The organism is Heyndrickxia sp. FSL W8-0423 (assembly GCF_038009395.1).
Classification (GTDB): Bacteria; Bacillota; Bacilli; order Bacillales; family Bacillaceae_C; genus Heyndrickxia; species Heyndrickxia sporothermodurans.
This window is the reverse complement of sequence record NZ_JBBPBE010000001.1, coordinates 414029-433802: the sequence shown is the minus strand read 5'-3', so window position 1 is coordinate 433802 and position 19774 is coordinate 414029. Positions and strand designations below refer to the sequence as shown.

The following is a 19774-nucleotide window of genomic DNA, read 5'->3' as shown; positions in this document are numbered from 1 at the left end:
CTTGGAGGGGCAAATCGTGCAACCATTATTTTTACAACCAGTTTTTAAGGAAAGAATTTGGGGCGGAACAGCGCTTAAAAAGGAATTCGGCTATGATATCCCTACAGACAAAATCGGTGAATGTTGGGCGATTTCCGCACATCCGAATGGACCATCTGTTATCGAAAATGGACCATTTGCGGGTGTAACATTAGATAAATTATGGAATGAACATCCTGAGCTTTTTGGAAACCCTTCTGAAAAGGTTTTTCCTCTTTTAACTAAAATCTTAGATGCTAATATGGATTTGTCTGTTCAGGTACATCCAAACGATGCGTATGCAATGAAGAATGAAAATGGTGAATTAGGAAAAACCGAGTGCTGGTATATCATCGATTGTAAAGAAAATGCTGAGATGATCTTTGGTCATAATGCCCTAACGAAAGATGAATTTATTCAATTAGTGGACAAAGGACAGTGGAATGACCTTCTTCGCAGAGTAAAGATTAAGCCAGGCGACTTTTTCTTTGTTCCAAGTGGCACGATTCATGCACTTTGTGAAGGCACGCTTGTTTTGGAAACTCAACAAAGCTCAGATACCACTTACCGTGTTTATGATTATGATCGCCGCGATGATCAAGGAAACTTACGTGAACTTCATATAGAAAAGGCAATTGAAGTGACATCTGTTCCCCACCAAGAAATCAAGGGAAACACTTCAATTGAAGAAAAGGGAGATTTAACAATCACCACATTTGTAAATTCCGAGTTTTTCTCTGTTTATAAGTGGGACGTAAAAGGAAGTGCTTATTTTACAGCGAATGATCAATATTTGCTTATAAGTGTTTTAAAAGGAAATGGTACTTTCATTCATAATGATGAAACATACTCGTTAACAAAAGGCACGCACTTTATTGTTCCAGTAGGAATGGGAGATTTTGAAATACGTGGTGATTGCCAATTAATTGTATCTCATAAGTAATCTCAAATATAATTTAAAAAAATGCAATTAGCTATTTTGTACAGAAATAGCTAATTTTTTTTAGATTCAAAAGGTTGTTAACTCCGTCGTGAATTTGTACTTATTTCCAATTTAAGTAAAGGGATAAATGGGATAAATACAAAATATATCTTAAAGTTACAGCTTCAGAACTATGGTTAAACATTTCCATTAACAAGGTTATATTAGTACCTCTTTTTATCTGGTGATATCCAAAGGTTTTTCTCAATGAATGTGTACCTATATTTTCAATACCCAATTCATTGGCAGCATCACTAATTATTTTCCATGCTTGAACCCTAGATATAGCTTTATTTTTTCCTTTTCTACTTCTGAATAAAAACATTTCGGGGTCTCCTGTATAATGATTTGCTGCGTAATCGGATATTGCCTTTCTTACCTTTTTAGCTAGAGCTACTTTATTTTCTTTTCCAGTTTTTTTCTCTTTTAATGATAAGTGAGACCGGACATTATTTTTTCCATCCATAACATGTTTAAATTGTATGCGGACTAAATCAGATATTCGATAAGGCGAATTTATACCAATCGTAAATAAAAGAAAATTCCTTTCACTTTGAGCAAGAAGGATTTTTTTCATACTATCAATTTTTTTAATATCTCTTATTGGGTCAACGAATTTCATTATTCATCAACCTCATTGAAAATATCGTCATTGAAAAACTCGGATAGGGTAATTCCAAAACCAAGGGAAAGTTTTTTAATTGTATTAATTTGAGGGTACTTTGAACGCCCATTCATGAACTCTGAAATGGTCGGCTGATGAACACCTGAACGTTTGATTAACTCATTGAGTGTCCAGTCTCTTTCTTTACAAAGATTTTCTATTCGTGTTTTTACAGCTTCTCTAATTTCCATGGTCATTTCTCACCTTTCAATGAAATAACGAATATAACATAATATCATTATATATATTATTAAGTAATATTCAAATTGAAGATGTTCTCGGAAAAGACATAGAAAAAGCCGAAACCCCTTGAATTATAAGAGTTTACGACTTTTTATGAATCTAACATATTTATATTGTGTTAGATTCGAGGTTTCATTTAAATAGAGAGAATAAAATGCTATAATTAAAGGACAATAGCATAACGGTTAACTCAAGGGTGGCTAGCATCACTCCCATTTTTTTAGAAGGGGGGTGGTGCTATGATGACGGTATATGAAAGCATTTCTCTCATGATTGCGTTCGGAGTGTTAATTATAGCGCTGCTGTCATTTAATCAAAAAAAATAATCCACCCTTGAGTTCGTGGCTCAGGTGGATTATTTCTGTCTGCTGCTAGCCCCCTTGAAGGGAACCAAGCTATTGTTATGACTGAAGGTGCTCCAACATCTTCAGTCGTTTTTAATGTATTCATTTCTAAGTACAGTATACCCTTTTTTTCTAAAAAAGAAAACATGCAATATTATTGAATGTTAATTTTACTTTATAATAATGTGGAAACTAACTGATGCTAATAGTTTGATTTATAATTTTATCATTATGAGATTTAAAAAATCGGTCTATTGCTTTAAATATTTTATTATCATATTTACTATCGTCCAAAATAAAACCGAGCTTATTCAAAACCTCCTTGAATTCATCACTATACAAAATGTTTCTCTGTTCTCTTTGAAAAGGGAAGTCTATCCACATTTCAAAATCCTCAAATTCCAAGATGAAATTAAAGTTGTCGTTTGGTCTGCCATTAAAACAAGGTAGTTTGTAATAATGAAATTCTTTGGAATCTCTATCCCCAATATATTTAATATTTTTAACAGGTGAAGGCTCATCATATAAAACTTTACTACATTCATATATTTCAATTATATTTTGAAGGAGTACATCTTTATCATATGTTCTGTCACCAAAAGACATACCATTAAGAAAAAATACCAATCTACCATCTTTTTTAGCTTTCACATGTATAGGGATAGAAGAAGAGTATTTACTGTCATAAGCTATTAATTTCTTTTCAGTAAAATCGTATTCAATAACATTATAAGTAAATACATTGGTTTCTAAGTTCTCCATATCAACATCAGTGTTTACATCAAGAAAATTGACTAAATTACGTGGCCCAGTTCCCCTATAACCGCATTGAAAATTATATGTACTTAATTTATCTGTTTCTACCCATAAGTCCCTAAAAACAAAAATACTGTTTGTCATTTCTATGTCATCGAATTTTTCGCTAGGTTTTTCAATTATCCTGTAGTAACCATTTAAGAAAAGTTCATAAGTATTAAATGAAACAACAACTTTAGATAAATCAACGTTCAAATTGACGCTCATATTTCACATCTCCTTTAGAAGAATGATTTTATTATAGACGTTCATGCCGCTTCCGCGGCACCATCAGCAGGATGAAAATGGATCAACGTCGAAGTATATTTTTACGGCTGGCGAAGGGAGGTCGCGTCTCTATGGTGCTGCGAGCCCGTAAGTTAGACAGATCCCAGCGACCAGGTGCACCACAGATTGTTGCTTCATTTTTGGAAGCACGGAGGGTAGATTAACCAGGATGGTTGCTGCACCAGCCCTTTAATCTATACAGCCGTAGAAGGAGAAAGACTATGGACGTCGTTTACAGTCACTGCTGCGGGCTTGACGTTCATAAAAAGAACGTTGTAGCCTGCGTGATTACTCCGGAAGGGAAAGAGATTCGGACATTTACAACGATGACGGACGATCTCATCAACCTCGTGGATTGGATCAAAGCCAAAGAATGTACGGTCGCAGCTATGGAGAGTACAGGCGCCTTTTGGAAGCCGATCTACAACCTGCTTGAACTGGAAGACGTCAAACCAATGGTCGTCAATGCCCAGCACATTAAGAATGTTCCGGGCCGCAAGACAGACATAAAAGATGCAGAGTGGATTGCCGATTTGCTTCGTCACGGCCTGATCAAAGGCAGTTATATCCCTTCCCGTGATCAACGTGAATTGCGGGAGCTGATTCGTTATCGCCGGAGTCTCATCGATGAACGGGCGCGGGAAACGAATCGTATCCAAAAGGTCCTTGAAGGAGCCAATATCAAATTGTCTTCCGTCGCCAGTAATGTTCTTGGTAAATCCGGCCGCGCAATGATTGAAGCCATGATTGCCGGCGAGGAAGATCCTGAAGCCCTGTCGGCACTGGCAAAAGGTCGGTTAAAGAACAAAAAAGAAGAGCTGATGTGTGCATTGAACGGCTTGATGGGGCCCCATCAGAAGCTCCTGCTGGAAACCCAACTGCGCCATATTGACTTCCTTGATCAGGAAATCAAAAGGCTCGATGAAGAAGTAAAGGCGCGAATGCTCCCTTTTGAGGAGGTCCTGGAACTGTTGGAGACCATTCCCGGAGTCGGCCGGCGCACATCAGAACAAATTCTGGCTGAAATTGGAATTGATGTAGAAGAACAATTTGGCTCCGCTGCCCGAATGTGCTCATGGGCAGGATTGTGTCCAGGGAATAATGAAAGCGCCGGAAAACGGAAGTCAGGCCGAACGCGCAAAGGGAATAAAAAACTGCGAAGCGCTCTTGTAGAAGCTGCCCGGGCGGCGGCACGAACAAAGAACACATACCTGTCAAGCCAATATCATCGCATTGCCGCCAGGCGTGGTGCAAATCGAGCCGCCGTTGCCGTTGCCCATAGTATATTGACAATTGTCTACTACATCATAGTACGAAGACAGCCGTACATCGAACTCGGTCCAAACTATTATGAGGAACGAAAAAAGGAAACCGTCATCAAACAATCCATTAAGAAACTAGAGTCCCTTGGTTACAAAGTGAACGTTGAGTCTACAGCATAGAAGAACGAAAGCATTCCTAAACATCATAGTGCTATCGAAGCCGGTTACCACTTTCTGGAAATTAGGGTATAGCCGGTTAGCTTAGTATTGCTTTTTTTAGCAGTTCGTTAGTTATATTTTCAGGGTAGTTATATTTTCAGGGTAGAGTCTTCATATTCGGAAGACCCTCTATAGTAAAATGATATTCCTAAAGCTCTATGGCTTTTTGTTTTTTTATCTTTTTTTCATTTTCCATGGTTTTACTTTCTTCTGTTTTATCTAATTGATTATCATTAGATAGGAATTTATTAAACTCCTTGAAAGCCCCTTTATCCTGGAGAGTGTAAAATATTTTGTGTAAATAGAAATGCACTAAATAATGTTCATAGAAAAAGGAAGACCCTTTCTGTAGAATAAAGTTAGCCGACAAAATTCACAGAAAAGAGGTCTTCCCTATGATTCATCTTACTACAGATTTAATCGAAGCACTAGCACAAAAACAAGATATTGAAGAAGTTTTTCGTCATCATTTGGAAACAGCCATCAATCAGCTGTTAAAACATGAATTAACTGTCTTTTTAGACTATGAGCCTTATGATCGAGAAGGTTTTCATTCCGGCAATTCCCGTAATGGCTACTACGATCGTACCTTTAAAACCGAATACGGAGAACTACACCTTCGTATCCCTAGAGACCGTAATGGCCAGTTCCAACAACAAACAATAGCTCCCTATAAGCGTTCCAATGATACGCTGGAACAGTTTGTCATTCACCTTTATGAAAAAGGGATTACGACAAATGAAATCGCTCATCTCATTGAGCGAATGTATGGACATCACTATTCCAAACAAACGGTTTCGAACCTAACGCAACTTGTTTCTGAAGACGTGAAGGCTTTCCATGAACGAAAGCTGGAAGAACGCTATGTGTGCATTTACTTGGATGCCACTCATATTCCGATTCGACGTCAAACGGTTGAAAAAGAAGCTGTCTACATCGCTATTGGTATTACGGAAGAAGGAAACAAAGAAGTTTTAGACTTTACCATTGCACCAACTGAGTCTTCGCACGTATGGGAAGAACTCCTCCAATGCCTACATGAGCGAGGAGTAGAAAACGTTCTTCTCTTCATTTCCGATGGATTGCCAGGGATGACAGATAGCATTCACCGTGTCTATCCAAAGGCGAAACATCAAGTGTGCTGTGTACATGTCGCTCGAAACATTTCCAGCAAAGTACGTGTAAAGGATCGCGCAGCCATTCTCGATGATTTTAAGGCCGTCTATCAAGCGAAAGACCGTGAAGAAGCTTTAGAAGCCTTAGAACAGATGCAAAGCAAGTGGGAAAAGCCTTATCCACGTGTCATTGAATCAGTGATGAACAACAAACGGATCTTAACGTTTTTTGATTTTCCAGCTTCCATACGTCGCAGTATCTACTCGACAAACTTAATTGAAGCTTTTAACAAAGAAATCAAACGATATGTCAAACGCAAAGAACAATTCCCGAATGAAGAATCCTTAGAACGCTTTCTCGTGACACGGTTTCTAGACTATAATCACAAGTTTGGCATGCGTTGTCATCGAGGCTTTGAAAAGGCCAAATCAGAATTGATACACATGTTTGAAGCACTGGAAGATTAAGCTCTAGCACTGATCCGCCATCCTTGACCTTGTTTGCGGTCGTGGTGGTGTGTAGGTTGTCGGATGGGAAAAATAAAGCCCTATGTGGGGACTTTATCCGCACACCTAGCGTACCACGACCGATCTTTTCTAAGTTCTCGCTGGCCGGGTCCCTGAACCCAACCAGCAAGAACTAAGAAAAGGCACAAGGTCAAGGACAAGCAGCTACCGCTGTGGCTCTGTGTTTAACCTAGAGATAGAAGTTTTATCAACTAAAATAAGCAGGCTAACTTTTCTACCGGAAATAGGGTTATTTACACAAAATTATTGACACACCCTTATCCTGTTTAAAATATTGTTCAACAGTATTGAGTTTTTCTTTTAATTTATTATTAGATTGCATCAGTTTTTTGTTTTCTTCTTGGGTAGTAGCTAGTTCCTTTTTCAATTTATCAATTTCATTATTGTCTTTTGACAATGTAGTTGCATCAGCAGGAGCAATATCATTGTCAATTAATTTATGATTAATTAAATTGCTTTCCTTCATCTTATTTAGTTCATTATTTGAAAGAATGATTGAAATAGGTTCATTGGCTTTTTTTTTTTTGCTTCCACTTGGGGTCCTACCAACAAAAAGCGCAAAACATACGCTAAGCAAATTTCGACATAAATAAAGCCGAGTTTTCCTACGCTAAGAAAATTCGGCTTATTATTTATTGAATAAGAGGGCGCAGCGAATGTAAGCTTGCTATTTTCTTCATATCAAAGGTGTATTCCCCAAGAAAATTGATATGTTCCCATCCTAATGGCGAAATATGTTTTAGTAGATCTTCTTGAAAATCCCCTTTTTCCTTCAACAATTTTGTTGCTTCGGTAAGATATACGGTGTTCCATACACTAATAGCGTTAATTATAATATTTAAAGCGCTTGCACGTTGAAGTTGATCTTGCAGTCCTCGTTCCCGTAACTCCCCTCGTTTTCCAAAGAATAATGATCTTGCCAAGCCATTCATAGCTTCTCCTTTATTCAATCCTCGTTGAATACGCCTACGTAGAGCTTCATTAGATATGTAATCTAAAATAAAAATAGTTTTTTCGATTCTTCCCATTTCTCGTAATGCAGCAGCTAACTTGTTTTGCCTTGCATATGATCCCAATTTCCCCATAATAAGCGAACCAGACACTTTTCCTTCTCGAATCGAATGGGCTAAACGGAGCACGTCATCAAAGTTTTCCTGAATAATCTTTGTGTTAATCCGTCCACGAAGTAATTTTTCTAGGTCAGGAAAATCACTTGGCTTTTGAATTGTGTATAGTTTGGAATCAGCTAAGTCACGAAGCCTTGGCGCAAAACGAAAACCTAACAAATGACTTAATCCGAATACAGAATCTGTATAGCCGGCCGTGTCTGTGAAATGCTCTTCAATATTTAATTCTGTTTCATGATGAAGCAACCCATCGATGACATGGACAGCATCTCTTGCATTGGTATTAATGACTTTCGTATAAAACGAGGAAAATTGATCACTTGTAAACCTATAAATGGTTGCCCCTTTTCCTGTGCCGTAGTGGGGATTTGCTTCGGCATGCAACGATGAAACACCAACCTGTACTCGCATTCCGTCGGATGAAGATGTGGTGCCATCTCCCCAATAAGAAGCTAGAGCAAGTTTGTGTTGAAAATTTACCAAAGTTGCCTGTGCTCGATTTATAGCATCATCATATAATCTCCATTGTGCGGCATTGGCCATCTGATGATAAGTAACTCCAGGTGTAGCATCTGCCATTTTAGTCAATCCAATATTCGTTCCCATTGCCATAAGCGCAGCCATCAAAATGACCTTTTCTTCTCCATTTGGAGGGCGATTAGTGGAAGCATGTATTAACATTTCGTCAAAACCTGTCCAGTGCGCTACCTCCATTAAAAGATCAGTAAGCTTAATTCTCGGAAGCATATTATATAAGGATAAACTGAAAGTTCGTGCATCTTCTGGGGTATTCTTTTCCAAACGATCCACTCTAAGTTTTGCTTTTTCTATATTTATTCCTTCAAGACTATCAAGGTTATTTGAAACCCATGTAAGGCGTTCAGCTAGAGCTTTCTTTCTTTCCTCAAGGTATTCCTCTGCTGATGAACGAACTGCCAGTCTAGTTTCTTTAAGATTGGTTGTTGTCCATTCATCTTTGGGAACAAGGTACTCCTCAAAGTCTTTATGAAGCCTACTGCCGACTACAGATACGTCTCCTGAACGAATATGATTTTTTAATTCCGTAAGGGCAGCCATTTCATAATAATGTCGATTAATTGTTCCTTCCTCATCGTATACATGCTTTTGCCATCGTTTTGGGACGAAATCTAATGGAGCTCCATCTGGTACTTTTCTTTTTCCGGATTCATTCATCACGTTCAATGTTTTTAATGCACGTAATAATGGTTCTGCTGCTTTTGTAGAATGAAATTCTAATGATTTCAAAAGAGTAGGGGTATACTTTCTCAGATAAGTAAATCGATTCTCTAGCAAATCAAGGTAATCATAATCCATTGGTCGAGCTAATTTTTTCGCTTCTTCAACAGAAGTAACGATTTTATCCCAAGGCATTATCTTTTCAATGGTCCTAAATGGATCAAGCCCTTCATCTCGTGCTTGAATAAGTGCAGCCCCAATATCTGCAAAATGAACAACTTTTTCGTTAACTGCTTTTCCATTTTCTTTTTGCATTTCCTCTTGTGTTTTACGACCTTTCGATTGTAAAATCATCATTTGCCGATCATGAATTTCAATTGCTTGGTCAATTAAATCCTGACTTAGAGTTACTAGGTATGCGACAAGAATGGTATATTTCTTATTTTCTTTAAATCTGCGAAACGAATGGGGTTCATAACGTGCCCCAATGCGAGATAATTGTAGTAACCGATTAGGATGAACTTCATTTATGTTTAATGGAAGTTTCAACTCCCGAATATATTCTAAACGCTCTATTACTTTTAGAAAGGCATCCGGTGATGACTGACCCGGAAGTTCTCTCAACCATGCCAATGGGGTTTTCCTGCTTTCCGCAAAGGGATCTATAAGTTTATCCAATTTGTGTCTTTGCCACGGTGAAAGAGTAGCAGTTAAAGAGTTAAAAATCCTTTCCTCTGCTCTCCGACGGGTATCCCACACAAGTCGCTCTATTGTAGTCATTCCAGGAAGGATTATTTTTCGATTCCTAAGTTCTTCTTGAACAGTTCGAAGTAGATACATAGAATTGCCATTTTGAAGTGCATGTTTCAAAAGATACTGAGCTAACTCCCGATATGTACTTACAGAAAAATTCTGGTATCCATATACCTGTCGAATTTCTTCCATATGTTCATGCTTGGTTGGGTCACGTTGGGCATATAAAGAAAATGAATCGGGATTAGCATTTATTTGTTTTGCTATATAGTGGAGTACATAGTCTGGTATAGGTTCAACATCTGTGAGAGACCACCCTGGATAGCGCAATACACATAATTGGACAGCAAACCCTAAGCGATTATGATCTCTTCTGTGTCGTTTTATAATTTCCATATCAAATTGCGAAAAAGTATAATAGGTTTCTAGTTCTTGTTTACTCATTTCATCCGGTATTTTTACAAATTCTGCTCTTTGATCTGCTGTAAGTAATTCTTTCCCTCTTGATGCCATTTCCTCCCCATCCTTTCGTAAGCAAAGACTTACTTCTTTTCTAAATATCGATAAACAGTTGTTCGGGAAACTCCCCACATTTGAGCAATATCAGTAACGGGTGTCCCATTTGCTACCAATGTCTTCAACATTTCTAATTCCTTTTTATCTAACTTCTCCGGTCTTCCTCCTAAACGCCCTCTGGCTCTTGCAGCAGCACGACCAGCTGCTGAACGTTCTTGAATAAGATTACGTTCGAACTCAGCAAAGGCCGCAAATAGATGAAACATAAGCTGCCCTGTTGCACTAGCCTTGTCCATCGTAATGTTTTCCTGCAAGCTGTGGAAACTAATACCTCGGTCATTAAGGTCATTCACAATTTTAATTAAATGCTGCATATTTCTCCCTAATCGATCTAAGCGCCAAACTACTATCGTATCACCAGAGCGTACAAATCGAAGGGCTTCTTCCAATCCTTGTCTTTTATCTTTGGCGCCACTAATTTTATCTGTAAATATTTCTTCGCAAATGTTCTTTAAGAGCATCCAATTGTAAATCAAGATTTTGAATGCCTGTTGAAACACGAGCATATCCTACCTTCATTAATTTCTCCCCTTATTTTTAAATTTCTCTGTTTTATCGTAACATAACTTAATGTTAGGGGTAATATCTGAACATAGATTTCTTTACAGAGTTTATGAACACATATAGTAGATAGAAAGCTATAAAACTATTTAAATTTCCCTGCGTTCAGAAATTGATGAGTTTTTGAACAAAACAAATAAGTATCCTGAATGACAAGACTTCTAGGCTGCAGAACAATTTATTTTAGATCTTTCATTTTTAGTTTTGCGCCACTGTTTTTCTAAATGGAAAGCGCCGTAAAACCGAGGAACGTAATAAAAGCCTGAATGAAGGAAGTATCATACAGGCTAATTATTACTTAATAAATTCACTTTTTGATCTAAGAATTAGGTTGTCAAAAATAAATAACAACTATGGCATGAGAATCTTCCTTACCAAGAATGGAGGCCGTTTCGCTTTTTAAAATCAGTTCAAGCTACGAATTTGGCTGGGTCTTAAATTTTTGAGAGCCCCATCACAAATCGATTTTCAAGTATGAAATTTGAGTTATTTAAAAATCAATTGAGCAATTTCCGTTCCACTTTCAACTTCATCTGACTTTAACGGAATCATTTCAGAGATTTTTTCTTCAAAATTCGGGAAAACAAGGACTGAAATAATTTCTTTTCCCTTCTCCTCAATATAGGAAAGATCAAAAGTACCAATGTGGTCATTAACACTAACTATATCTCCAGCATTAATTTTGATATTAAATCCTTCACCTTTTAATTCAACTGTTTCAAGTCCTAAATGTAATAGCATTTCAAGGCCATCTTCCGTTACCATTCCAATTGCATGTTTAGTAGGAAACACTTGTGTAACCTTCCCATTTACAGGAGAAAAAACTTCGCCGTTAGTTGGAATAAAGGCTAGCCCTTCGCCCATCATTTTCTGGGAAAAAACGGGATCTGGAACACTTCCTAATGGAATAACCTCGCCCTTTAAAGGGCTATGGATGAATATATTTTTTTCTTTTTTACTCTTCTTAAAAAACATCATTTCACACCTCAATGTCTATCTTTTACTATTTATATAATCTAAATATCCAAATGCCAATGCTTCTACCACAATAAAAAAGGAAGAGGCAGATCGTACCCACCAATTTTTCGGAATAGGATTCATCGTACTGGAAGCATATAAATTAAAATCAGCATGTCCTGACAACCAATTACTTTTAAAATTGGTAAGGGAAATCATTTTTGCACCCTTAACTGCAGGAATATCAGGTAACCCTTGTAAGTTTGGATTTTCACCGGATAGCGAAAACAAAATAATTAAATCTTTAGAAGTTAACTTTTCAATTATAAGCCTATATTCATTTGCGTGGGCCATTGCAGGAATAATTTGAACGGGTTTGCCAATAAGTAGGAATAGTCGTTGCAGTTCTGCAGCTTGATTTTTCTGGGCTATTCCTGTTGAAATGACATAAATATTTTCGCTAGTATCAATTGCTTTATAAATAGGTTCAAAGTCCACACTATTTAAATAGTCTAACGTTTTATTGACATCATAAAGAACTTGTTCAAACAATTCATTTGGTTTAAGTTCCTTATTTGGGCTGGCATTTTCCCATTTTACAAAGTTTTTAAATTCACTATATCCACTAAAACCTAATTTTTGAGCAAATCTTAATACAGATGATTTGGATGCTAAACTATTTTTAGCTAACTGATTAATACCCATGTTCCCAATTTTATCTTTATTAGCAAGAACGTACTTAGCAATAGTAAAATCAGTATCACTCAAATACTCATAATTTTTATTAATTAACTCTTCAAGATTCACAAGGAGATCCTCCTAACTTAATTACCAGGCAACAGGGTATGAAAACACCTCATACCCGCTACTAGTTTAGCAAACCCTTTTTCCTTAAGAAAGTTCCGGCCAAAAATCCTTGTTTGCCTCGATAAGGTCATCTAAAATTGCTTTTGCAACACTCGCACTTGGTACTGTCTTTGACAATGTTAGCGCCTGCCAAAGTTTTTGATATGATTTTTCTAAATAAGCTTGAACGACTAACTTTTCTACTGATACTTGTTGTTCAATCAATCCCTTTTGGAATTGAGGAATCGTCCCAATAGATAGTGGTTCCACACCTGCTTTACTTACTAAACATGGAATCTCAACCATTGCAGTTGGTTCAACGTTTGCAATCGCCCCATTATTAGGAACAATTAATAGCATTCTTTCATATGTGTTGTATGCAAGCGCTCCTGCCAATCGAACGATGAATTCCGCGTGTTCCCCGGCTTCAATACTTGTTCCTTCAGCGGTGCCAGCTTCGGCAATTCGTATACATTCGGCAAAAACATTCTTTTCACGATGATCCATCACTTCGTTTGCCCGTGTATGTTCTGGGTTTGAATGTTGTACTACATAGTCAGGGAATAAATAATATTTTAAATACGTATTTGGTAGTGTATCCGGGTCAACAGCGTATACGTCCTTAGCTTTAGTAAATGTATCCATCCAGCTGGATTCCGCTAGCAGTGGATTATTAATCCCATCATTTTTAGCCCCATAACCCCATTGTTTTACATGTTCTTTCAATCTTGGCATTAAGTCATTGCCTTCTTTATCATAAAGCTCAGTCCACCAACCAAAATGGTTTAGTCCATAATACCGTTCAATAATATCATTCTCAGATTCCAACCCTAAAATGTCAGCCATTGATTTTTTAATGGCAACTGGCATATCACAAATATTAATGATTTTCGAGTTAGGACGTAAGATACGTGTTGCCTCTGCAACAATCGAAGCTGGGTTAGAGTAGTTTAACATCCAAGCATTCGGTGAATACTTTTCCATATAATCAATTAATTCAATTACTCCTGGAATTGAACGCATACCATAGGCCATGCCGCCAGGTCCACATGTTTCTTGACCAACGGCCCCATATTTTAATGGAATTTTTTCATCTAGTTCACGCATTTTTAGACCACCGACACGAATATGTGCCATTACGAAATCAACATCTGTAAAAGCTTCCTCGGGATCTGTTGTTGCTATGAATTCAATTTTAGGAGCACGTTCCTTAATGATAATTTCACATGCTTTCGCAACGATATCTTGACGTTCTTTATTATTATCGTAAAATTTTAATTTCCGTAATGGAAATTTATCTTGATTTTCAATTAACATCATTACAATTCCAGCTGTATAAGTACTTCCCCCACCAGCAATTACTACAGAATTTTTTTTCATTTTTAGTCCCTCTTTCCTTATTGTTGTTATGTCTTAGTGTATAAATATTTCTTTAAGGTTAGTATACTGCGATTTTTCCTTCATCGTAATAGTTTGGAAAGATGATGGGAAAGGTTTCACTCATTGGGAGATTTCTTTAACCTTCTTACATCCTATTTTACTTTCGAACACTTTTAATCTTTTCTTCCATTTTATCTCGAACTTGACCAACTGATAGTCCAACTATTACTTGGATCGCTTGTTTATTTCGAACTAAGCCATGTGCTCCATGTTTTCTAAAAACTTGTTCACTTTCTAGTTTTTCAGGATCTTTTACTGTAACACGTAATCTCGTTGCACAGTTTGTAATATCTTGAATATTTGCAGCGCCACCTAAATCTGCTAAAAAGTATTCAGCTAATTGTTCAAAAGAACTGCTTCCACCTGTATTTCCTAATTTCTTCTCTTTGTAATCTGCTTTCGTAAATAACTTGCTTTCTACATCATCAGACTCCCTGCCTGGCGTCAAAATATTAAACTTAATAATTAGATATCTAAATAAAACAACATAGATAACGGTAAATCCTAAACCAATACCTATTTGAAGCAGCCAAGTTGCCCAGTGATTTTGCCATGTACTTGCCCAAGTGATTGAGAAATCAAGTAAGCCGTATATAAAGTTACCTGAAACACCAAAGGCATACATAATTGCAGTCATTAAACCAGCCAAAATAGCATGAATTAAAAATAAATAAGGAGCAATAAACAAGAATGTAAACTCTATTGGTTCTGTTATCCCTGTAATTACTGCAGTAAATGCAACAGGTAAAATTAATCCAATTGTTTGTTTTCTTTTCTCTGGTCTACTTGTAATGATAAGTGCAATTGCTATGCCCAAGCATCCAAATACTTTGGAATTCCCAAACAAGGTAAAACCACCCTGAGGAAACAACTCTGTCATTGATTTAGTCGAATTTGCAAACTCTGCTACATGAGAAAACCAATAAGCTAGAAGTCCCCCATTTACTGCAGCTGGTCCATAAGCAAAGGGCTGCCAGATAAAATGGTGTAAACCAGTTGGAATCAGAATTCTTTCTAGAAAACTGTAAAGCCCTACACCTATAGCTCCAGATGTTTTTAATAGCCCTTGAAGTGAAAAAATCCATTCTTGAATATGTGGCCAGACAAGACAAGTTAAAAGTGCTACTGGTATCATAACTAAGAATCCTACTATCGTGACCAAGGCACTTCCTTGGAAAATTGCTAAAAGGTCTGGCAATTTTTTATCATAAAAGCGTTCATGAAGCCAGATAGTAATTCCTGCAATAATTAATGCACCAACCATACTCGTATCAAGCGTTTTAATACCTGCTATACTTGCTAATCCGCTATATCCGCCTACATCCTTAGAGAAATCCACCCCAAAAGTTGAACCAGATGTAGATAGTAATGAGTTGATAAATACATTAAAAAACATATAAATAACGAAAGCTTCCAATGCAGCCCTGCTCTTTGATTTCTTTGCTAAACCAATAGGTAAACCGATAACAAATAAAAGGGGAATATTTTGAAATACAACGTAACTCCCATCAAAAATTAATTTCCAAAATGCATACCAAATGGTACCTTTAGCAGCAATACTTCCGACCATTTGCTCATTTAATAAAGTGTTACTGAGACCTAGTAACAATCCCATAGCCGGCATAATCATTACTGGAATAAACATGGCTCCACCAAATCGCTGCAATTTCTGCATCATAATGAATCAACTCCTTTTTAGTTTTTATAAGAAAGCGCTATCTCTAGAGCAATTATAGAGCTGCATGATTATTCTAACAATCACTTATCAATAACTTGGGAAAAGTACCAGATAATGAAACAAATGAGACTCAGAAAATTGAAAATAACTTTTAGGAGTAGACCTTGATTATTAATAAAAAAATCCCTTTAGTTTAAACTGAAGGGATTACTCGTACTATTTATTTATCCTATCCGCCGGAAATTCAAGACCCATCTGTTTCCGCGCTTCTTCTATAATTCTCATAGTTATCATTGAATGATTGTGCGAATTGATACTTGATTCTAACTGACCAGCCTTAATTAAATTAATAAATTCTTTGGTTTCATAATACATTGTGTTGTTAGATTGTGGGTAGGAAATATCTTCTACTCGTCCATCTCGATAACGAATTTCTACTTTTTGTGGTTGATTGATATTATCTATAATAATGTTTCCATTTTCGCCTTGAATTTCAGAAGGAATATTCGAATCTGTTATTTTTGAATACATAATTACTGCATCCATATCTTTATACTTCAGCAATAGACTTCCTTCTCCGTCTATTCCCGAGTCAAGCATCAACGCATTGGCTTGGACACTAGATGGTACGCCAAATAATACAACCATTGGATAAATACAATAAATACCAATATCCATTATAGAACCATTTGAAAATAAAGGATTGAATGCATTTAATATAGTTCCTTGCTTATAAGCATCATAACGAGAGGAGTATTGACAATAACTTGCAAAATATCGACGTATTTTTCCTATTTTATGTAAATTACTGTAAACACTTTGAAAATTAGGAAGTAATGTTGATTTTAATGCTTCCATTAAAACAACTTTATTACTTTGAGCAACTTGAATCATCGTTTGTAATTCTGTTGTATTTATTGTGAAATAATATCTAGCTTTGTTCTTAAAGGAATTTTAGTCAATGGGGCAGATATTTCATCTTGCTCAAAGTGTTCAATTCTTTCTGTTTTAATGACTCCAATTAATTCTTTAACACCATTCCTTTTCTTATAATTAATACCTCTTGGAACTCGAACTTCATCATCACGTAACACATAGCCTTCTCTTTCCGTTTTACCATTATGTGAACTTATTGGCAGAATAGGTACAGTAGTAGCATATTTACCGCCATAGTTTATAACAACACCATAACGTTCTTTTCCTTGCTTATTAGGTTCAGAATCATCTTGTTTAGACTCGGATTAACCCCCGAATTTTGGACAGTATTTCTCTTAATCTCACTTTATCTTAAAACTACATTCTTTTTCGTTTCCTTTTGTCCTTTTGAGATCATAGCCATTGCTTCCATTCCTTCAAGGGTAAAGGCTACGCCCGACTATCGTCGCCCTTGATTCCATTCCAGAAATGGCTGAAATAATTTTTGGGACAAAAGGAAGAAAAAAATGGAAGGGGCGATTAAACCCGTACCTCTTTGATTTTCACGTTTTCACATTGTTGCTTTTCATAAAACTCATTTGGCGATAAGTCTAAAATACTAGAATGCATGCGTCTTTCGTTATAAAACACCATAAACTCTGCGACTGATTCATAGGCTTGTGCATACGTTTCAAATTGCCATCTTGATAAACAATCATCTTCAAAAATTCTATGAAAAGACTCAATGTGAGCATTCATATTTGGCGTTTTTGGTGGAATTCTTTCATGTTCTAGTGTATATTTTTTACAAAATTCTTCAAAGGTATGGGAGATAAACTGTGGCCCATTGTCTGTGCGAATCACAGGTTTTTCCCTTTCATTTATCTGCTGGCGCTTGAATAATGCCCGCAAAAGAGTTTGTTTTAGGTCTTTTGCTGTGCAGCTTAATCCCATATAGTATTCGACAATACTACGATCATAAACATCGATGATGGACAATACAAAGAAGAATCGGTCTTCACCTTCGATGTAGCCATATTTAATGTCAATTTCCCATAATTTGTTCGAACTTTTAATCGTCCGATTTCGTGCTAGTTTTCTAGGGTATGAGACTTTCTTTTGCCGTTGCGGGCGTAAAATATCAAGTTCTTTGCACAACCGGTAAACTTTTTTCTTGTTAATGATAAGATGGTATTTTCGACGAAGTAATTTTGTTAATTTACGATAGCCATAGTTGAAGCCATCGCCTGCAATTTCTTCAAGTAGGTATTCTTTGATTTGTTCGTCAGATACCTTTTGGCCGTCCTCTTTGATGGAATAACCGGGTGCTGGCCGTCCCTCACTTACTTTCTTCTCTTCCACACGATAGTTCTTTTGATAATAGTATGTGGATCGAGAAATACCAATGATTTTCAGCACTTTTTTGATCGGGTAGCCTTTTTGAATCCAACTATCGGCTACTTCAAGTTTTTCAGCAAGTGAGGGTTTTTCTTTTTTATAAGATCTCGTAGAATGGCGATTTCAAGGTCTTTTTCACCTAATATTATTTTTAGCTTTTCATTTTCCTCGGATAACTCTTTAGAATCAATATCTGGCAGCACAGTAACATCTACTTCACCGTATTTGCCATCTTTATATTCACGAATCCAACGACTTACCATGTTCGGATTCAGTTCGTATCGACGTGCTACTAACGAATTATTGTCTGTCTCAGTGGCTTCTTTTACGACTTGTAATTTAAAATCTTTTGAGTGTTTTGTTCGTTTCATTATGTCAGCCTCCTTGGTACATTAAGTAGTATAATATTTATTACTCTTACTGTCCAAGTTCATTTAGGGGCTATAGAGAATCCATTTTTTTTAATTAACCTTATGCGCGTAATCCATTCCTTTACCAAACGCTTTGGTGCAACGCGCAGATAAGCTTCTTGAATAAGTGCTGTCAGTTCACCCCAGTCTTCATCACGTGGGTTTAGAATAGATACCCATCCGTGTCGACCAATATAAGGGGTTTTGAAAAACTGTTCTTTCTGCAGCAACCATTCTTGTGTTTCCGGATTCGACTTGAATGATAGTCCAGTTCTTTCACTTAATCTAACAAAGGATTTGCCATGGACTTGAAAGGTAGTGTGTCCAAATCCATCGATATGCTCCAAGGCTTCAGGAAGTGCAAGACAAATATCCCGCACATGTTCAAGGATCATTTCCTTTTGTGTTTCCATATTCTCATTCACCTCGTCTCCCTTAATCAGAACTATTTCATTGAATAAATTCTTCAATCCGATCCAGCCATTCATTAATAAGCGTATAAAATAAATGTGATTGCTCAATTTGCAAGTTGTGGCCAGCTCGATCCAAAACAGCAAATGTTGCTCTTGGATAGTTGTCTAAAAGTTCAAATGCGTCTTTATATCCAACCACAGAATCCTGTTTTCCTAGCAGGAACACACTTGGTTTATGAAATACGACATCATCCACACTATAAGAAAAACCGTAATTCCTTTGGATTTTTTCTAAAAAAGCTACATCAGCAATTTTACAACCGGATAATACTTCATCTCTGTATCTTTTCCAATTGTATTCATCTAGGATTACTTGATTTGCTTTGAAAATATCTACCTCTTCGTTGGTCAGTGTAGATAAAAATTCATGATCCGAATAAACAATCGTTTGTTTTGGAAGTGTTCGATTTTCTGTCTTAGGAATAATTACAGGGCAAATAAATGCAGTTCCTAAAACCTGTTCTTTTTTTCTTTTAATGATTCCTCGCGTTAAATAGCCGCCATAGGATTCGCCAGCAATCATGAAAGCTTGGTTTGGAATTAACGTTTCAATAAAATTGATTACTGCATCCAATATGTCATTAGAGCTATGAATATGTCCATAATCCTCAGTTTGACCCATTCCTGGAAGGTCTATGTATATTCGTCTATATCCATCTCTCTTTTTAAAAATAGGTTCCATACAACCACTCATTAGTCTGTGGTCAGGAGTAAATCCATGAATCATGATAATTGGTATTCCTTTTCCGATTTCCTCATAGTAAAAAGTAGCTGTATCCGTTTGTAAATACGGCATTTTACATATCACCTCTAACTAGAATGTACGTTCGTATTAAATATAACAAATTTTCAAAATAATATCCATTGAAAATTATGATAAATACTCATGTATCTTTAGAAGGAGTACTTCAACATGTGTAGAAGTAATATTCTGATTGAACTTTTATCTAATTATTTTTTTTCATAATTAAGATTCCAAAAAAAC

At 36.6% G+C, this 19774-nt stretch carries 19 protein-coding genes and 2 pseudogenes; 4 read left to right on the top strand and 17 right to left on the bottom strand.

Annotated elements, in window-relative coordinates; genetic code table 11:
* Positions 1–13 precede the first annotated feature (13 nt).
* Positions 14–961 (top strand): mannose-6-phosphate isomerase, class I, encoded by a 948-nt coding sequence (gene manA, locus MKY81_RS02085; RefSeq protein ID WP_108072862.1) that lies wholly within the window; start codon positions 14–16, stop codon positions 959–961.
* A 100-nt stretch (positions 962–1061) separates the two neighbouring features.
* Here manA and MKY81_RS02080 read toward each other — a convergent pair whose 3' ends face one another.
* Both MKY81_RS02080 and MKY81_RS02075 read right to left on the bottom strand, forming a co-directional pair.
* The gene (locus tag MKY81_RS02080; protein WP_244913514.1) at positions 1062–1577 is read right to left on the bottom strand and encodes a tyrosine-type recombinase/integrase; all 516 of its coding nucleotides are present in this window, start codon (positions 1575–1577) and stop codon (positions 1062–1064) included.
* A 44-nt stretch (positions 1578–1621) separates the two neighbouring features.
* Positions 1622–1855 carry a helix-turn-helix domain-containing protein gene (locus MKY81_RS02075; protein WP_181294694.1) on the bottom strand — a complete coding sequence of 78 codons (234 nt, stop codon included), beginning with the start codon at positions 1853–1855 and terminating at the stop codon, positions 1622–1624.
* Positions 1856–2146: 291 nt separating this feature from the next.
* Between MKY81_RS02075 and MKY81_RS21035 the strand changes: the two genes are divergently transcribed.
* Positions 2147–2233 (top strand): putative holin-like toxin, encoded by an 87-nt coding sequence (locus MKY81_RS21035; RefSeq protein WP_373316056.1) that lies wholly within the window; start codon positions 2147–2149, stop codon positions 2231–2233.
* Here MKY81_RS21035 and MKY81_RS02070 read toward each other — a convergent pair.
* Together MKY81_RS02070 and MKY81_RS02065 are read right to left on the bottom strand one after the other, a co-directional pair.
* Entirely contained in the window at positions 2217–2357 is a 141-nt protein-coding gene (locus MKY81_RS02070) for a hypothetical protein (protein ID WP_181294695.1), read from the bottom strand. The two genes, MKY81_RS21035 and MKY81_RS02070, sit on opposite strands and share 17 nt — an antisense overlap.
* A gap of 86 nt (positions 2358–2443) precedes the next feature.
* Positions 2444–3274, bottom strand: coding sequence for a hypothetical protein (locus MKY81_RS02065; protein WP_108072853.1), 831 nt, complete (start codon positions 3272–3274; stop codon positions 2444–2446).
* Between the two features lie 281 nt (positions 3275–3555).
* Here MKY81_RS02065 and MKY81_RS02060 point away from each other — a divergent pair, with 281 nt between their 5' ends.
* Complete coding sequence (locus tag MKY81_RS02060) at positions 3556–4776, top strand: IS110 family transposase (protein WP_341116482.1); 1221 nt, start codon at positions 3556–3558, stop codon at positions 4774–4776.
* 434 nt (positions 4777–5210) lie between these two features.
* On the top strand, positions 5211–6398 hold the full coding sequence (locus MKY81_RS02055; protein ID WP_341116480.1) for an IS256 family transposase: 1188 nt from the start codon (positions 5211–5213) through the stop codon (positions 6396–6398).
* Between the two features lie 289 nt (positions 6399–6687).
* Here MKY81_RS02055 and MKY81_RS02050 read toward each other — a convergent pair whose 3' ends face one another.
* The 13 genes and pseudogenes from MKY81_RS02050 to MKY81_RS01995 all read right to left on the bottom strand — a co-directional run bounded on the left by MKY81_RS02050 (position 6688) and on the right by MKY81_RS01995 (position 19585).
* Positions 6688–7035: a hypothetical protein gene (locus MKY81_RS02050; protein WP_341116478.1), complete on the bottom strand. Its 348-nt coding sequence runs from the start codon at positions 7033–7035 to the stop codon at positions 6688–6690.
* 55 nt (positions 7036–7090) lie between these two features.
* On the bottom strand, positions 7091–10048 hold the full coding sequence (locus tag MKY81_RS02045; RefSeq protein WP_108072854.1) for a Tn3 family transposase: 2958 nt from the start codon (positions 10046–10048) through the stop codon (positions 7091–7093).
* A 29-nt stretch (positions 10049–10077) separates the two neighbouring features.
* Positions 10078–10630: pseudogene (locus MKY81_RS02040) on the bottom strand (recombinase family protein).
* 528 nt (positions 10631–11158) lie between these two features.
* The gene (locus MKY81_RS02035) at positions 11159–11647 is read right to left on the bottom strand and encodes a PTS sugar transporter subunit IIA (protein WP_234943139.1); all 489 of its coding nucleotides are present in this window, start codon (positions 11645–11647) and stop codon (positions 11159–11161) included.
* Positions 11648–11665: 18 nt separating this feature from the next.
* Positions 11666–12436 carry a MurR/RpiR family transcriptional regulator gene (locus MKY81_RS02030; RefSeq protein WP_108072857.1) on the bottom strand — a complete coding sequence of 257 codons (771 nt, stop codon included), beginning with the start codon at positions 12434–12436 and terminating at the stop codon, positions 11666–11668.
* An 84-nt stretch (positions 12437–12520) separates the two neighbouring features.
* On the bottom strand, positions 12521–13855 hold the full coding sequence (locus MKY81_RS02025; protein ID WP_061810984.1) for a 6-phospho-alpha-glucosidase: 1335 nt from the start codon (positions 13853–13855) through the stop codon (positions 12521–12523).
* Positions 13856–14012: 157 nt separating this feature from the next.
* A complete protein-coding gene (locus MKY81_RS02020) occupies positions 14013–15593 on the bottom strand; it encodes an alpha-glucoside-specific PTS transporter subunit IIBC (protein WP_061810983.1) in 1581 nt (526 codons plus the stop codon).
* A 216-nt stretch (positions 15594–15809) separates the two neighbouring features.
* Positions 15810–16508, bottom strand: a pseudogene (locus tag MKY81_RS02015) (Gfo/Idh/MocA family protein); the annotation flags it as partial.
* Entirely contained in the window at positions 16508–16687 is a 180-nt protein-coding gene (locus MKY81_RS02010; protein WP_108072859.1) for a hypothetical protein, read from the bottom strand. The pseudogene MKY81_RS02015 and the gene MKY81_RS02010, both read right to left, overlap by 1 nt.
* A 361-nt stretch (positions 16688–17048) precedes the next feature.
* Positions 17049–17927, bottom strand: coding sequence for an IS3 family transposase (locus MKY81_RS02005; RefSeq protein WP_382920601.1), 879 nt, complete (start codon positions 17925–17927; stop codon positions 17049–17051).
* A gap of 38 nt (positions 17928–17965) precedes the next feature.
* Complete coding sequence (locus tag MKY81_RS21030) at positions 17966–18277, bottom strand: transposase (protein WP_063440906.1); 312 nt, start codon at positions 18275–18277, stop codon at positions 17966–17968.
* Between the two features lie 59 nt (positions 18278–18336).
* On the bottom strand, positions 18337–18729 hold the full coding sequence (locus MKY81_RS02000) for an MmcQ/YjbR family DNA-binding protein (RefSeq protein WP_108073453.1): 393 nt from the start codon (positions 18727–18729) through the stop codon (positions 18337–18339).
* A gap of 37 nt (positions 18730–18766) precedes the next feature.
* Positions 18767–19585: an alpha/beta fold hydrolase gene (locus tag MKY81_RS01995; RefSeq protein WP_108073451.1), complete on the bottom strand. Its 819-nt coding sequence runs from the start codon at positions 19583–19585 to the stop codon at positions 18767–18769.
* Positions 19586–19774: the final 189 nt, after the last annotated feature.